Below are 14,564 nucleotides of genomic sequence, written 5' to 3' on the forward strand. Positions count from 1 at the left end.
CCAGAGCTCGAGACTGAGCAATAGATGTGCCAACGATGGAAATGCCGAGTCCGGAGGATGAGATGAACAGCAAGATCAAACTGATTCTGATCTACGGCGGTAAGGATGAAGAAGGCCTCTGTCCTGCGCTGGTGAAATGGGCCTCTGAGGTTATAGCGCAACGTGCTGAGTTCGAATTCTGTGTCATCGAGCTCGATGACCTCGTAATCAGTCCTGACACTGCCGAACACGTACAGCGACACGAAAGTCTGCGACATCTCGCAAAGGCTGATGCCTTCCTGATCGTCACCTCGGAGCAGAGCAATGGTTACCCCGCCGAGCTGAAAGCGTTCATCGACCAGGTTTCGGTTCGTTGGCACGCAAGACCGGTGGCGTTCATCGGTTACGGCGAAGAGTCGGGTGGAATGCGCGCGATCGATCAGCTCCGCCAGGTTCTGGCCGGGCAGCACGCGGTCCCCATCTGCAATTTCGTGTCCTTTCCCAACCCCCGGGCGCTGATCGATGAGTCCGGGGTAATGCGTCAGCCCGATCAAACCAGGCTTCCAATGGCTCGGATGTTGGTGCAACTGAACTGGTGGGCAAGAGCCCTAAAGGCTGCGCGGGAACAGGTGTCCTATGAACTGGTGAGCTAAGCGTCAACGCATCGGAGTCGAAGCAGAAATGGGCAAATACTCCGGAGGAATCGACTAACGGGCTCTTGTTGCCCGTCCTTAACCTTATTTCCAGGCCCGCTAGCTGGGCGAACAGAAGAGGAAACCGACCATGTTGAACATCGAAGGAAAAGTCATCGCAATCACCGGCGCAAGCAGCGGTATCGGTGAGGCGACCGCGCGACTGCTGGCCAGCCATGGCGCGAAAGTGGTGCTCGGCGCTCGGCGTACCGACCGCCTAGAAATGATTGCTGGCGATATCTGCGCCGCCGGCGGCAGCGCGAAGTTCCGCGCTCTGGACGTCACAGACCGCAAGGACGTCCAGGACTTCATCGACTTTGCCGTTGCCCAGTTCGGTCAGGTCGATGTGCTGGTCAACAACGCTGGTGTAATGCCGCTTTCCAAGCTTGAGGCGCTCAAGGTGGATGAATGGGACCGCATGATCGATGTGAACATTCGTGGTGTGCTGCACGGTATCGCCGCGACCCTACCGCTGATGCAACGCCAACGGGCGGGACAGATCATCAACATCGCCTCTATTGGTGCCTATGCGGTGAGTCCGACTGCGGCCGTTTACTGCGCCACGAAGTACGCCGTGCGAGCCATTTCCGAAGGCCTTCGCCAGGAGGTCGGCGGGGACATCCGGGTCACCGTCATCGCGCCTGGCGTTACCGAGTCGGAACTGGCCGAAAGTATCTCGGACGAGGGTGGTCGCGCCGAGATGAACGAGTTTCGCAAGATCGCCATTCCGGCCGACGCCATAGCGCGAGCGATTGCATACGCCGTCGAACAGCCTGCGGAAGTTGATGTAAGCGAACTGATCGTACGGCCTACGGCGAGCCCGTTCTGACGGGGCGCGCAATTGAGTACGAAGGTCGACGCTGGCCTGCGGGCCAGCCCCGTGTTTTGGTTGTTGTCCTGGAGCTTGCTCATTGCTCCGCTGCTGCCGCTCTCAATGGCTGGGGCGGGGCAATCCTCAACTCGACTCGCACATAGGAACGATGAAATGGCACGTCCCTCAAGTGATCAGAACAAGTATGTCGGCATGTGGGTGACCGCAGATGGCCGTATTCGTCATGAACTGCTGCCCGGGGGCCGCTACGATGAGGCTCGTGGGAACAAGAAAAGCGCTTACCAGGGGCGCTACTGGTTGGAAGGAGACCACATAGAGTACGTCGACGACACCGGCTTCACCGCCGACGGTGAGTTCCGAAGCGATGTCCTTTATCACGCAGGGATGGTCTTGTACCGAGAGAAGTAGCGGGTGGTGGAAGTGGTGCGCTGATGAAAGATGAAAACGCTGGGGCTCTCTCGCTTCGTGAGGTCCTAAATGCAAAGCGCGTCTGTGTAGTGCTTGTTCGGGCAATCGATGGCGCGGGCCAAACGGAAGGCCAGAACCCAAACTAGACAGGTCGAACCTGATTGTTCTGTCGCAGTTCTTGAGAAGTTTATGAAGCACTATCCGGTGTCCGGTACCACTCGCACGTCAGCTGAGGGGCTGGAGTCCTTTATCCAGGGCGAACTGCTTGCCGCATCCGCAGGCAGTGCCTCCAGGGACGTCCTGATACAGATCTTCAACCGTCGGCGGGTTGAGGAGACATTCATAGTTCCCGCGGTAGCTGAACCTCTGGTCGTCTGGGTCCTTTCCGGGTGCGCCATTGTGGAAGAACGGGAGCTTGGCGGCGAATGGGCGTGCTCCGAAGTTTCCAAAGGTGATTTCTTTCTCACGACCTCTGCCGTGCCCTATGAGATGCGCTGGCGGGCTAGCGGCCCGGAACCATTCGAAGTGATGCACATTTATCTCGGCATCTCGTTGCTTGAGCGTGCGATGCAGGAGGTGCATGGCAGAGGGGCGGTTCGCTTGAGAGAAATCTCTGGCGGACAGGACGCAGCGCTTTCTCGGCTCCTCGATCAGTTTCGTATTGAGCTGAGCAGTCAGTATGAGGTCAGTGGGTTGTTCATCGATGGCATCGCCCAATGTCTGGCCGTGCACCTGGCGAGGAACTACCTGGATACCTGTGCCGAGAACCTCGCTCGGCGTAATGCCCTGCCAGCCTACAAACTCAAACGCGTCGTAGGTTCGATGGAGAATGGGCTCCATCTGGAGTTCAGCCTTGGCGACCTGGCGCTGGAGGCGGGTATGAGCGATTACCACTTCAGCCGACTGTTCAAGAAAGCCACGGGCCATCCACCCTCCCAGTACTTCATCAGAATGCGGATGGCCAAAGCACGTCAGCTGTTGACGGAAACGGAGCTGAGCATCATCGACATCGGCATGGAAGTGGGCTATTCCAGCCCCAGTCATTTCTCCCAGGTGTTCCGACATCATGTGGGGCTGACACCTAGCCAATATCGGGCTCAGCGTTAGTGCCCGGGCCGGGTTGCTTGGATCAAAGATTTTGCGGCAGGAACTGATCACGAAAACAGAGTGTGTCCCCGGCCACCATGAACTCGCCGTGCCCGCGGTAATGCAGCGTTCTGGGGCTGGCCACGTCAATTGCTACATGAGCCTTCACGACCTGCCAGACGAATAGACCGTACTCACCTATAAGTGCTGAATCCCACAGTTGGCATTCGAAATTCGCGTAGCACTCGTTGATGAGAGGGGCCGCGATTTTCTCCGCCTTGAAAGGCGATAGCTCAAACTCTGCGAACTTGTCTATTGAAGCCCCTGAGCTGTTGCCCACGTTCACGACTTGTTGGGCGATTTCGACCGTGGGGATATTGATGCCGCACTCCTGGCTGTGCCGAATGAGGTCGTAGCTGTGGTTGCCGGTCCAGATGTAGCAGCCGAACAACGCAGGGGAAAACTGCATCATCATGTGCCACCCCATGGTCATGATGTTCGTCTCGCCTTTGTAGGCAGAAGTCACCAGCACAATGGGGCCTGTTTCAAGGTGGCGTCTGGTCTCGACGAGTGGGTAATCGAATTTCTTGTACGCGGGCATGGTTAAGTCCTCTCCTGGTCCCGTGTCGCACTGGGAAGGGGATACAGCGACTTGCTGTACCCCTTGATCCGCGTGGATTAGCCCACTCGAACACTCATCCCGCCGTCGGCCATCACCACCGAGCCGACCATGAAGCTGGCGCGATCGGACGCGAGGAAGGCAACTATCTCGGCAATTTCCTCGGGAGAGGCTGCGCGACCGATCGGAGCCGACTTGCCATGTTCCGCCAGGAAGCTGGATCCGTCCTCCATGAAGTGGTTGAGGAGGTTGGTCACCACATTGCCGACGCCAATGGCATTGACCCGAATGCCATGCTCGATGACTTCCAGGGCCAGCGTGCGAGTCAGCTGGGCTAACGCGCCCTTGGACGCGGTGTAGGCGGCGATGTCAGGGAAGGCGAAGTAGGACGCGTAGGAGGCGATGTTCACGATCGCCCCCGACTTCTGTTTAATCATCTCCTTCACCGCTTCGCGCGAATGCAGGAAAGCTCCGGTGACGTTTGTCTCCATCTGCCAGTTCCACTCCTCGCGAGTCAGCTCCACCACCGGTTTGTAGATGATGCGGCCGGCGTTGTTGACCAGGATATCCAGCCTGCCGAACTCCTTTACCGCCAATGCAACAGCCTGTTCCGCTGAGCCGTCTTTGGTGATGTCGGCAACGAAAGGGACCAGCCCGGGACGCGCTAGTGACACAACGCTCGGGTCAATATCTTCGGCGATGATTTTTGCGCCGCGGGTGTGCAGAACCTCGGCTATCGCTTTACCGATACCGCTGGCTGCACCGGTTACCAGGACGACCTTGCCGGCTACTTCATTTGGGGTAGGTGTGAAATCAGTCATGTCATCTCTCCAGTGAGAAGGCTTGGTTACTGAGATTCGAAGCAGAACGCTTCGGACGTTTTCACTTTCTCCCGGGACGGCGAGTTCCTCTCTTGGGGAATTGCGGAGTCTGTTGGGGTTTTGCGCGAAACTGACCAAGAAGGGGTAGAAAGGTCCGCACTTCGGTCAGGTGCACCAGCTTTCGAAGTGGCCGCAAGCCACTTCACGTTGCCTTTCGGCGTTGCACTGAGCCATCGGGCTCAGGTTTGCCGGTTAATTCGAGGGTTTCTGCTCGCCGCAGGTGTACCTATCCCGTGAGCGGCGATCCGCTTGAGGTGGGCGAAGGGCATCTCGACTTTCTTGCGCTCGCAGCGGGAGCGGAGGTACTCCGGCGTCTTGGCCATGCGTCGCGCTACGGCGCGAGCCGCTTCATGGATGCTGCGGACGATCATGCGGTTTGACGTTCAGGGACAGCACGTGGCTTTCAGCGGGCAGGTGGCGCAGCCGGCTTGGCTGGAGCGGTAGATGATGGTGTTGGCCTTGGTCACCCACGTTCTCTGTTGGAGGCTATCGTCCTTGCGCTCGGTCTTGTCCCACACCGGCCCATGCGGCTCGATGTCCTTCTCTATTCCGGTGCGCAAGGCGTATTTCATTCTCGGATGAGTCCGGCCCGGGCGGATAACGATGACAACTTTGCCGTCGACTACCTGGGCCTGTCCCGCCCCGGCTCCGCTACACGCGGATGAGACTTGCGCCCGGCCCTGGCAAGCCGGAACGACGCGTCGTGCGAGCAATCAGTCCTGCGTCACGCGGGAGCGCCGACAGCCCGTACGTCAAAGTAGGCTCCAAGGCCGGTTGCAAGGGTTATAACTACTAGAACAAACGGTGGGTCACTCAGGATAGGCCCTCCAAAGGCAGCGCCTGGGAAATCCCGGGGGCCTGTCAGTGACTAGAGCACGGCGAGCGTGCGCAAAGCTCGCTTGGGGCTACCGCTGCCGACGAAAGTCCCAGTTGGTGTTTCCTGGTTGCCTGGGCTAGCCCTCAGGCCTGATCGGCGCCTGCGGCGCGGAGCGAAGTGATGAGTTCCAGAGCACGGCGATGGGCTCGCAAGAGCCTTCTTGGCTGTATCGAGCTGGCCTTGCTGGCCGCTCCGCTGTGCGCCAGCGCCACGTTCAAGTGCCAAGCCCGGGACGGAACCATCAGCTACACCAGCCAAGCCATCGCCAGCGCCCGCTGCACTCGCCTGGATGGCATGGCGGGCGCCACTGTCGGCGCCAAGGCCCCGGCCCAGCCAAGGCTTGTGCGGGCCGACAACTCAGGCGCGGTGCGCATTCGGGTGTACACCTTCGTCCACAAGGGGATTCGTCAGTATGTGAGCCGGCGCCCCGTGGGGATCTCCGCTCGGGTCGATGTCCTTGAGCTCTATTACATCAAGGGCTGCTATCTGTGCATGGCACCGAAGGATTTCAAGGTCGCCTCACTGCGCCTGGACACCCGTTCCTATCGGCGGGAGATCGAAGCCGCTTCGGGTCATTACGGCGTCGACAGGGCGCTGGTCCGCGCAGTGATACATGCCGAATCGGCGTTTCGCCCCAACGCCATTTCCGAAGCTGGCGCCCTGGGGTTGATGCAGTTGATGCCCGCCACCGCCGAGCGCTTCGCCGTGGACGATCCGTTCGACGCGCGACAGAACATTCGCGGCGGCGTGCGATACCTGGCTTGGCTGCTCAAGCGCTTCAACGGTAACCAGGTGCTGGCGTTGGCAGGTTACAACGCCGGCGAAGCGTCCGTGGTCGAGTACAACGGGGTGCCTCCCTACGCCGAGACGCAATCCTACGTCACCCTCGTGCAATCCTTGGCCGAACGCTATCGCAAGCATCGCTAGTAACGTAGGGCGCATAACCCGGATTAGGTCATACGCCGCCCCCCACGGCGGATAGCGCTGGCTCGTTATCCGCCTTGCGCAAGCAATCAGGTTCCGCGCTCAATCAGTACGCCGGGCGGGACATGACTCAACCGAACTCCCACGCTCACTGGTAGCTAACGGCCCCAAACGGCCTGTCTATCGGCCAAAACATCCCATCTGGGCTGCGATTACTACCTTGAAGGGCTCCTCATCGTCACCGCTACTCTCGACGTAAAGGCAAAAAAAACCTCGACCCACACCAGCAATGAGCCGAGGTTAAAAAACGGTTGTCTGCTTCGCCTGTTCCGATGGCTATTTCAGTGCCCAGGTGGACGTTCGGAAACTGAGAAGCGTTGCACCAGTTAACTCTTGGGCGGTGCCTACAGAAGGGACAGCGGATAGCTGATGATCAGCCGGTTCTCATCGAAGCTGGTGTTGCTACCCCAGTCACGACGCATCGTGGAGTTACGCCATTTGATGTTCAGGGCCTTGAACGCGCCCGACTGCACCACGTAAGACAGCTCGGTTTCGCGCCCCCATTCCTCGCCGTCGGTCACGGCACCAACGTGGACGTTGTCGCCACTGAGGTAACGGTTCATCAAGGTCAGACCCGGAATACCAAGAGCCGCAAAGTTGTAGTCGTGACGCAGTTGCCACGAACGCTCGCCCGCGTTGTCGTAGCTGGAGCTGAAGCTGTCATTGCCCAGAGGGCTTCCGCTGGCGCCGTTGACGCGCATCCAGGCGTCGTCGCCGCTGACCTTCTGCAGGCCGACGTAAAAGGTGTGGGCGCCGTACTTGGCAGAGAACAACCCGTACGAGGTGCGGTTGTCGAGGTCACCCGCAAGGGCACTCCCATCTTCTTTGCCATTGAAGTGACCGAGGTTGGCACCCAGTGTCCAATCGCCTACCGGTTGGCTGTGCACCAACTGAACATACTGCTGCTGGTAAATATCTTTCAGCTCGGCGCTCCACAGACCCACCAGGGTTCGGTTGTCGTTGAAGCTGTATTCGCCGCCGACAAAGTTGAAGCGATCAGACGTGAAGGTGGGCTTTCCGTTCATGAACATGTCTTCCATGCTCGCGTCGTTGCGTGGGCTGTTGCCGCGGAACTGACCGCCGTACAGGGTCAAGCCATCGATTTCTTTCGAGGTGACTTGCGCACCCTGGAAAGTCTGCGGCAGGGATCGGCCATCGTCAGAGCGCAGAATCGGCAGCAGCGGCATCCATTCACCTACCTTCAGTTCGGTGTTGGAGATGCGCATCTTGCCGGCTACCGCCAGGCGGCCGAAGTCGTCTGCGGGGCGGCCATCAGAATGCACAGGAAGGAGTTGAGTACCCTTCGTGCCCTTGCCGCCGTCGAGTTTGACGGAAAGCAGACCGAGGACATCCACGCCGAAGCCCACAGGGCCCTGAGTGAAACCCGACTTGGCATCGAGGATGAAACTCTGGGTCCATTCTTCCGCCATGCCTTGGGTCGTTGAGTCGCCAACGAAATTACGGTTCAGGTAGTAGTTGCGGAGGTTCAAGGTGGCCGCGGCGTCTTCGACGAAACCACTGTCTTCGGCGGCATAGGCATACCCGCTGCTGCCGATGACGCATTGGGCGGCAAGACCAATGGCGCAGAAGCGACGGGTCGGGGCGCGAAAATTCATTGTTGTTATGTCCTCGCTAGGTTGGTGGTGAGGGGAGGCCCTAAAACTTCAAGGTTCGGGCCTTTGCCATGGCTGCCAGGCGCACGGCGACATTGGTCGCGCCGTAGCCGGCGTAGCCGTTCTTGCGTTGCAAGATTTCAAAGAAGAAGCGCCCCTCGAACGGTTCCGTGTAGACGTGGAACAGCTCGCCTCCCTGCGCGTCGCGGTCGTAGAGCACGTTGTAGTAGGCCAACTCGCTGAGGAACTCGTCGTCGAAGTCGAAGCGCGCCGCCAGGTCGTCGTAGTAGTTCAGCGGGATATCCAGCAGCGGCACGCCGGCAAGCTTCGCGCGGCTCACCTCGGCGAAGATGTCCTCACAGGAGAAGGCGATGTGGTGCGCGCCCGAGCCGCCGTAGCTGGACAACGCGTGAGAGATTGCGGTGTTGCGGTTTTCCGAGATGCTCAGCGGCAGGCGGATGCTGCTGCAGCGGCTACGGACGGCGCGGCTCTTCACCAGGCCGTACGGGTCCGGCAGCACCACCTCATCATCGGCCTCGAAATCCAGCACGCTCTTGTAGAACAGCACCCAGCTGTCCAGCCCATCGGCCGGCAGCGCCAGGGCCATGTGGTCGATGCGATCGAGGTTGCCAGTCTGCTCGGCGCCCGCATCGAGGACGAAGTCGCTGTCAAAGATGGTCTGGCCGGCCTGGGCCTGTTCCACCAGGTAGATCAGGCTGCCGTCCGGCGCGCGCACGGCGGGAATCTCGCGCTCGTTCGGCCCTACCAGGCCACGGAATGGCTGCCCCTTGAACTCGCGGGCGCGTTCCAGCGCACTGCCGCTGTCCTTCACTCGCAGGGCAGTGGCGCACAACGATGGGCCGTGGGCCTCGAAGTAGCCGTGGGCAAAGGAATAGGGTTCGGCATTGAGCACGATGTTGATGTCGCCCTGGCGCAACAGGCTCACGGCCTTGGAGCGATGCTTGCCAGCGCGGGCAAAGCCCAGGCGCTCCAGCCAGTTGGCAAGCTTGGCGCCCTGGGACTCGTCAACGGCGAATTCGAGAAACTCCACGCCGTCGTAGCGGCTGGCCGGCGGCGGCGAGAAGAGGACATCCAGATTGGCGGCTGGAGTCGGATCCTTGGCCAGCAGCTTGCGGGTCTTCTCTTCGAGGTAAAGCAGGGAGCGCAGGCCATCGGCGGCATTGGCGCGCGGCGGCGCGGCGCGGAAGCCGTCGTTGAAGATTTCCAGCGACAGCGGGCCGGTGTAGCCGCTGCGAATGATGGGGGCGAGGAATCCCGCCAGGTCGAACTCGCCCTGGCCGGGGAAGCAGCGGAAGTGTCGGCTCCACTCCAGCACGTCCATGGCCAGCTGCGGTGCGTCAGCCATCTGCACGAAGAAGATCTTGTCGCCTGGAATTTCGGCGATACCACTCGGGTCGCCCTTGATCGACAGGGTGTGGAAGCTGTCCAGCAGCACGCCGAGGGCCGGATGATCAGCCTGGCGCACCAGGCTCCAGACTTGCTGCCAGCTGTTCACATGGCGGCCCCAGGCCAGTGCCTCGTAGCCGATACGCAGATTGCGTGCGCCGGCACGTTCAGCCAGCAGGCGCAGATCGTCGACGAGGATTTCCTCATCGGGCAGGGAGTCGGCCTGGACGTTGCTGCACACAAGCACCAGGTCAGTACCCAGCTCCTGCATCAGGTCGAACTTGCGTTCGGCACGGTCGAGGTTTTTCTGCAGACGGTCGCGGCGACAACCTTCGAAATCACGGAACGGCTGGAACAGGGTGATGGCGATGCCGAGATCAGCGCACATCTGGCGGATTTCGCGCGGGCTGCCGGCGTAGTACAGGAGGTCGTTTTCGAAGATCTCGACGCCGTCGAAACCGGCGGCGGCAATGGCCTCGAGTTTTTCCGGCAGGGTACCGCTCAGGGAGACGGTGGCAATGGAACGCTGCATGCTTCAGATCCTTTGTAATTGTTAGTTGCGGTTCACGAGCAGCTCAATTTGGAGCGGGAGCACTCCTGAAACCTGACCGAGCCGACCCTAGCTGCTGTGCATTTCGGGGCGCCGAAACGGCAATCGCCGCTCGCCATGCCCGATCTCCAGGCGCAATAAAATCCGGCTGGACCGGCGAGCCGCCGTCCAACGGCTACTTGGCAACGTTTACTGACTGCTGCGAGGGGTATCGAGAAAGGCGAAATGCTGAATCGCCAGTTGGTAGCCATGGGTGCCGAAGCCAGCCAGAACGGCTTTAGCCACAAGCGAGACATAGGAGTGATGGCGGAAGCTTTCGCGCCGGTGGACGTTGGATATGTGGACTTCGATGACGGGCACCTCCGCGGCAATCAGCGCGTCGTGAATGGCCACCGATGTATGAGTCCAGGCGCCCGGATTGATGACGATGCCATTCACCCGGCCACGCGCCTGGTGAATCCAGTCGATCATCTGGCCTTCGTGGTTGGTCTGTTGGAATTCAATTTCAAGGTCGAACTGGTTGGCAGTTTGGCGACAAAGCGCTTCGACATCGGCCAATGACTCGTGTCCGTAGACCTCTGGCTGGCGCTTGCCGAGCATGTTGAGGTTCGGGCCATTCAAAACGAGAAGGATGGACATTGGCAGCTCCAGTCAGATTGGGGCTCCTCGCAAGGCAGCCCCCGGCAATTCGTTGTGCTTGCTGCTCAGGCTGGATCACCTCCTGAACAGTCCTCTGCAGCAGTTGGATTTATTCCCCGTAAAGGGAATTAAATTAATAAATCACACTCGAAATCGGCAATAAGCCCGAGGAATACTGAGCCATCTGCTGTCGGAGGGAATACTATTTCCCCATTGGTAGAATTTCAATGGAAAAATGAGAGCTTCACCGGAAACTAAAATAGCAGTAAAGCCCATGTATTTCATGTATTTACAGATTTTATATGCGACAAAGATATAAATATCTCGCTTATTAGAATTATTTTAATTCCTTCAATGGGGAATTTAGGCGCTACGCCTTGAGCGTGAGCAGAGGCAGCTGAGCGATGAGTTGCCAGAGGCGCAAGTCATCTGAAGCCCACGATTTGGGGCTGAGAGAGGTGCAGGTCTTGGCGCCGGCAAGGCTGCCGCGGCTGGCGTTGGAGGACGAAGGTATTTGCCCGCGAGGTGCGAGGCCGCACCGCTCCGAGCTTCGCGGTGGCTGCTTCAGGGGCGGTCAGAGAACGTCAAGCAGGTGCTATCTCGAGGCGTCCTGGAAGCGCTGGAGACGACCCTCGGCACGCCCGACGGCCTAGACGCGCAGTTGAGCGTGCAGCTGCAGGACATGGAGCGCAGCACCTACACCAAAGCGCTCTTTTAAGCCAATCAGCCAAACAAAAAGCCGCTCGTTGAGCGGCTTTTAGCTTGCAAGACAGCGCTGCATCGTCAGCGCACTAGGAAGCCCAGTATTACCTCGGTTACGTGGGAAAGGCGTTCATTGAGCGCCTTGGGCGTAACCAGGTCACGACCATGGATGGTCGACAGGGTGTATTGGTTCGCGAGATAGAAATAGGTCATCCCCACGAGGGTGAAATAGAGCTGCACAGGATCGACACCGCCACGAAATGTGCCATCGATGCGGCCTTGCTCAAGAATCCGTCCCAGACTCCCCACCAGGGGCGAACCCAGCTCCGGCAGATGCTTGGAAGTCGAGAGGTAACGAGCGCGATGGAGGTTCTCGTTGTTCACCAGCGCCATGAAATCAGGATGCTCATTGTAGTAACGCCAGGAGAACTCGATCAGACGGCGAATGGCATCCATCGGCTGCAGACTTTCCAGGTCAAGCTCTCGCTCGGCCCGACGCAAGTCCAAGTAGCCGTTTTCCAACACGGAGAGAAACAACTCTTCCTTGCTGTCGTAGTAGTAGTAGATCAATCGCTTATCGACGTTGGCGCGCTCAGCGATCTCTTCGAGGCGAGCGCCTTCCAGCCCCTGCTCCGCGAAAACCGAGCGAGCTGCCTGGAGAATTGTCTCTTGCGTACGCTTGGCGTTGCGCGAGCGCTTCCCTTGAGTTGCTTCGATACTTGAATCTGCCATGCCCGAAAATACTGTCGTATTCCTGATTGGGTGAGCATCGCAGAATACCTCAACTTTGCAACCTGGGGTGGAGACCTGCTCCTTGGTCTCCACCCTGTCTGCCGAGGCTGTCAGTCGGCAGTCTTCAGCTGGATGTTGAGCGGGTTCGGCTGGGGCCTGTGATCATTGGCTCCAGGATGCCTACCCAAGTCATCCATTTTGATTTTGTACGTTTCCCGCGCAGTCCAGGTTGCCACTGCGGCGATGGCGCATCCCACCAAGGCGAGGCCTGCAGCTGCTAGCCATGGCGTGCTGCCCTTCATAAAGGCTGCGGCGACGATTGGTGCGAGCCCCGAAAGTGCAAACCCGACCTGCGTCCCGATGGCCATGCCAGAAAGCCGAACCTTAGTGCTGAACATTTCGCCGAAGAAGGCCGGCCAAATCCCATTCGCAGCGCTGAAGCACACGCCCGACATCAACACCCCCAGCACAAAGCTCAGCGGCAAATTGTTCTGGCCGAGCGACCAGAGGAAGGGAGTCATCAACGCACCGGAAGCAAGCACGCCAAACAAGTACACCGGACGGCGACCAATCTGATCGGCCAGGCGCGCCCAGAGCGGGATTGCGAAAAGTGCCACAATGTTGGTGATGATGGTCAGCCAGAGCATCGTGCTGCGCTCAACGCCGACAATGTTTACGGCATAGGACAGGGCGAAGATGCCGAACAGCGTGCTCACGGTAGACACCATGGCCGCCATGGCCACGCGAAACACGTCCGCTTTATAGTCACGAAGCAAAGCTACCAGTGGAATTTTTGCGGTCTGCTTGGTCTCCTTCGCTTCCTGGAACACTGGCGTCTCTTCGATGTTGCGCCGGATCAGGTAGCCAACTACCAGCACGATCAAGCTCAACCAGAAAGGAATGCGCCACCCCCAGGACAGCAGATCCTCTTCCGGCAGACTGGCGATCGGCAGGAACACCAGGGTTGCCAGGATAAGGCCCGCTTGGGTGCCGCTAATCGTAAAGCTGGTGAAGTACGCTCGTTGATGGTCGGGCGCATGCTCAAGCGTCATGGAGTTTGCGCCGGACTGCTCGCCAGAGGCCGAGAAGCCCTGACATAGGCGAAGTATCACGAGCATGATCGGAGCCGCGATCCCGATGCTCTCGTAGGTGGGTAGGCAGCCCACGAGGAAGGTCGAAACGCCCATCAGCAGCAGCGTTAGCACCAGCACTCGTTTACGCCCGTATTTATCACCGAGGTGACCAAGGAAAAGGGCACCAATTGGTCGGGCGAGATAGCCGACGCCGAACGTGCCCAGCGCCAGCAGCACGCCCATGGCCGGGTCGGAACCTGGGAAGAAGATCTTGCCGAAGACCAGTGCTGCCGCTGTTCCGTAGATGAAAAAGTCGTAGTACTCCATCGCGCTACCGATCCAACCGGCGAATGCGGCCTTGCCCGGCGTTTTCTTGTGTTGTGTTGCCTGGGTGTTCATGCTACCTCCGATATCGCCCCGCTCTCCCTCGGATTAGGTTGGGAAAGCGCGGCGTGTGTGCGTCAACACACACTCTGGATTGCGTTTTGTTCTTGTTGGTCCAGCAAGGCCCTATTCGGCCTGATTCTGTTTGCTCGCCAGTAGATGAACCCTCCTCAGCGATTATCCGAAGTTGAGTGAAAGCTCCACCGCTCAGTGATGAGCGGCGGGCGCAGAACTCGATTCGAAATGGATTTCTTGCGGCAGGCTTGCAAGCAAAGCCTGAGTTTTCTCCAGCATCCGCCGAGCCCGCTCAACGGCAGGCAGCTCAGCGGAGAGGCTGCGCATCGGCACCTCCAGGCTGAGGGGGATGCCCGGCGGTAGCGCCCGTAGCAGGCCCACCAAATTCAGGCCGCCGTCGCCCGGCATCAGTCGCTCGGCGCGGGCCTGATACAAGAGGGTGTCGAGGTCAATCGGTCGCCGAGCCGGTGCGTCACACAGCTGCATCAATCGGAAGTAGTGCGCCGGCAGAGCGGTAAGCGTCTCGAGTCGCTCCCCGGCCCGATCAAAGTGGATCGGGTCCACGAGGATGCCGGCATTTGTGCAGCCTGCCGCCTCAATCAGGCGTGACGCAGCTGAGAGGTTGCAGATATCAACCCAGGGGGTGGGCTCCAGGTTAGCGGAGATGCCGTATTTACCCGCCAGCTCGCAGAACCCCGCGAAGAGATCGGTCATCTGAGCAAAGTCGGCGACCTGACCCGATACGACAGCGTTACGCGCGCCGAGTAATGCGCCGGTTTCAAGTGCAGCACGAAAGTCTTCGAGTCGGGTCTCCGGCCGCAGGCGGAACAGTTCGATATCCGATACCTGGATCCCGGTGTCTCGCAGGCGACGAGCCGTTTCGCGAATCAACGGGGTGTCCCCAATACTGTCGCGTTGCGGCTCATCGGGGGTCGCCGGAATTAGTCGCAGGCCGACGCAGTCAAAGCCGGCGGTAGAGGCGCACTCCACCATATCGGCAGGCGACAACTCCAGGTGCGAAAGGGGCGCAAGGCCCAGCAAGCGCTTCATGAGCCCCCCTCGCAAATCTGCGGCAAGGCATTGCTCACGAC

At 59.4% G+C, this 14,564-nt stretch carries 13 protein-coding genes and 1 pseudogene; 5 read left to right on the forward strand and 9 right to left on the reverse strand.

Annotation, left to right across the window (positions count from 1 at the left end):
- Window positions 1-62: 62 nt before the first annotated feature.
- From D6Z43_RS04160 to D6Z43_RS04175, 4 genes are all read left to right on the forward strand, one after another.
- The gene (locus tag D6Z43_RS04160; protein WP_120650699.1) at window positions 63-632 is read left to right on the forward strand and encodes an NAD(P)H-dependent oxidoreductase; all 570 of its coding nucleotides are present in this window, start codon (window positions 63-65) and stop codon (window positions 630-632) included.
- 130 nt (window positions 633-762) lie between these two features.
- Window positions 763-1,500: an SDR family oxidoreductase gene (locus D6Z43_RS04165; RefSeq protein ID WP_120650701.1), complete on the forward strand. Its 738-nt coding sequence runs from the start codon at window positions 763-765 to the stop codon at window positions 1,498-1,500.
- A 156-nt stretch (window positions 1,501-1,656) separates the two neighbouring features.
- Window positions 1,657-1,911, forward strand: a complete 255-nt coding sequence (locus D6Z43_RS04170; RefSeq protein ID WP_120650703.1) for an Atu4866 domain-containing protein — start codon at window positions 1,657-1,659, stop codon at window positions 1,909-1,911.
- Window positions 1,912-2,100: 189 nt separating this feature from the next.
- Window positions 2,101-3,018: a helix-turn-helix domain-containing protein gene (locus D6Z43_RS04175; protein ID WP_120650705.1), complete on the forward strand. Its 918-nt coding sequence runs from the start codon at window positions 2,101-2,103 to the stop codon at window positions 3,016-3,018.
- A 22-nt stretch (window positions 3,019-3,040) separates the two neighbouring features.
- Here the strand turns inward: D6Z43_RS04175 and D6Z43_RS04180 are convergent, their stop codons facing one another.
- The 3 genes and pseudogenes from D6Z43_RS04180 to D6Z43_RS04190 all read right to left on the reverse strand — a co-directional run.
- Window positions 3,041-3,598, reverse strand: coding sequence for a flavin reductase family protein (locus D6Z43_RS04180; RefSeq protein WP_120650707.1), 558 nt, complete (start codon window positions 3,596-3,598; stop codon window positions 3,041-3,043).
- Window positions 3,599-3,675: 77 nt separating this feature from the next.
- Entirely contained in the window at window positions 3,676-4,437 is a 762-nt protein-coding gene (locus D6Z43_RS04185; protein WP_120650709.1) for an SDR family NAD(P)-dependent oxidoreductase, read from the reverse strand.
- Window positions 4,438-4,739: 302 nt separating this feature from the next.
- Window positions 4,740-5,042: pseudogene (locus tag D6Z43_RS04190) on the reverse strand (transposase); the annotation flags it as partial.
- Window positions 5,043-5,494: 452 nt separating this feature from the next.
- Here D6Z43_RS04190 and D6Z43_RS04195 point away from each other — a divergent pair.
- Window positions 5,495-6,301, forward strand: coding sequence for a lytic transglycosylase domain-containing protein (locus D6Z43_RS04195; protein WP_120650711.1), 807 nt, complete (start codon window positions 5,495-5,497; stop codon window positions 6,299-6,301).
- Between the two features lie 401 nt (window positions 6,302-6,702).
- Here the strand turns inward: D6Z43_RS04195 and D6Z43_RS04200 are convergent, their stop codons facing one another.
- The 6 genes from D6Z43_RS04200 to D6Z43_RS04230 all read right to left on the reverse strand — a co-directional run bounded on the left by D6Z43_RS04200 (window position 6,703) and on the right by D6Z43_RS04230 (window position 14,523).
- Entirely contained in the window at window positions 6,703-7,974 is a 1,272-nt protein-coding gene (locus D6Z43_RS04200) for an OprD family porin (protein ID WP_120650713.1), read from the reverse strand.
- A gap of 40 nt (window positions 7,975-8,014) precedes the next feature.
- On the reverse strand, window positions 8,015-9,910 hold the full coding sequence (gene quiC, locus D6Z43_RS04205; RefSeq protein ID WP_120650715.1) for a 3-dehydroshikimate dehydratase QuiC: 1,896 nt from the start codon (window positions 9,908-9,910) through the stop codon (window positions 8,015-8,017).
- 207 nt (window positions 9,911-10,117) lie between these two features.
- Window positions 10,118-10,567 carry a type II 3-dehydroquinate dehydratase gene (aroQ, locus tag D6Z43_RS04210; protein WP_120650717.1) on the reverse strand — a complete coding sequence of 150 codons (450 nt, stop codon included), beginning with the start codon at window positions 10,565-10,567 and terminating at the stop codon, window positions 10,118-10,120.
- 783 nt (window positions 10,568-11,350) lie between these two features.
- Window positions 11,351-12,001 carry a TetR/AcrR family transcriptional regulator gene (locus tag D6Z43_RS04220; RefSeq protein WP_120650721.1) on the reverse strand — a complete coding sequence of 217 codons (651 nt, stop codon included), beginning with the start codon at window positions 11,999-12,001 and terminating at the stop codon, window positions 11,351-11,353.
- Window positions 12,002-12,111: 110 nt separating this feature from the next.
- Entirely contained in the window at window positions 12,112-13,473 is a 1,362-nt protein-coding gene (locus D6Z43_RS04225; RefSeq protein ID WP_120650723.1) for an MFS transporter, read from the reverse strand.
- Between the two features lie 192 nt (window positions 13,474-13,665).
- A complete protein-coding gene (locus D6Z43_RS04230; RefSeq protein ID WP_120650725.1) occupies window positions 13,666-14,523 on the reverse strand; it encodes a sugar phosphate isomerase/epimerase in 858 nt (285 codons plus the stop codon).
- Window positions 14,524-14,564: the final 41 nt, after the last annotated feature.

Source organism: Pseudomonas sp. DY-1, from assembly GCF_003626975.1.
Taxonomy (GTDB): Bacteria; Pseudomonadota; Gammaproteobacteria; order Pseudomonadales; family Pseudomonadaceae; genus Metapseudomonas.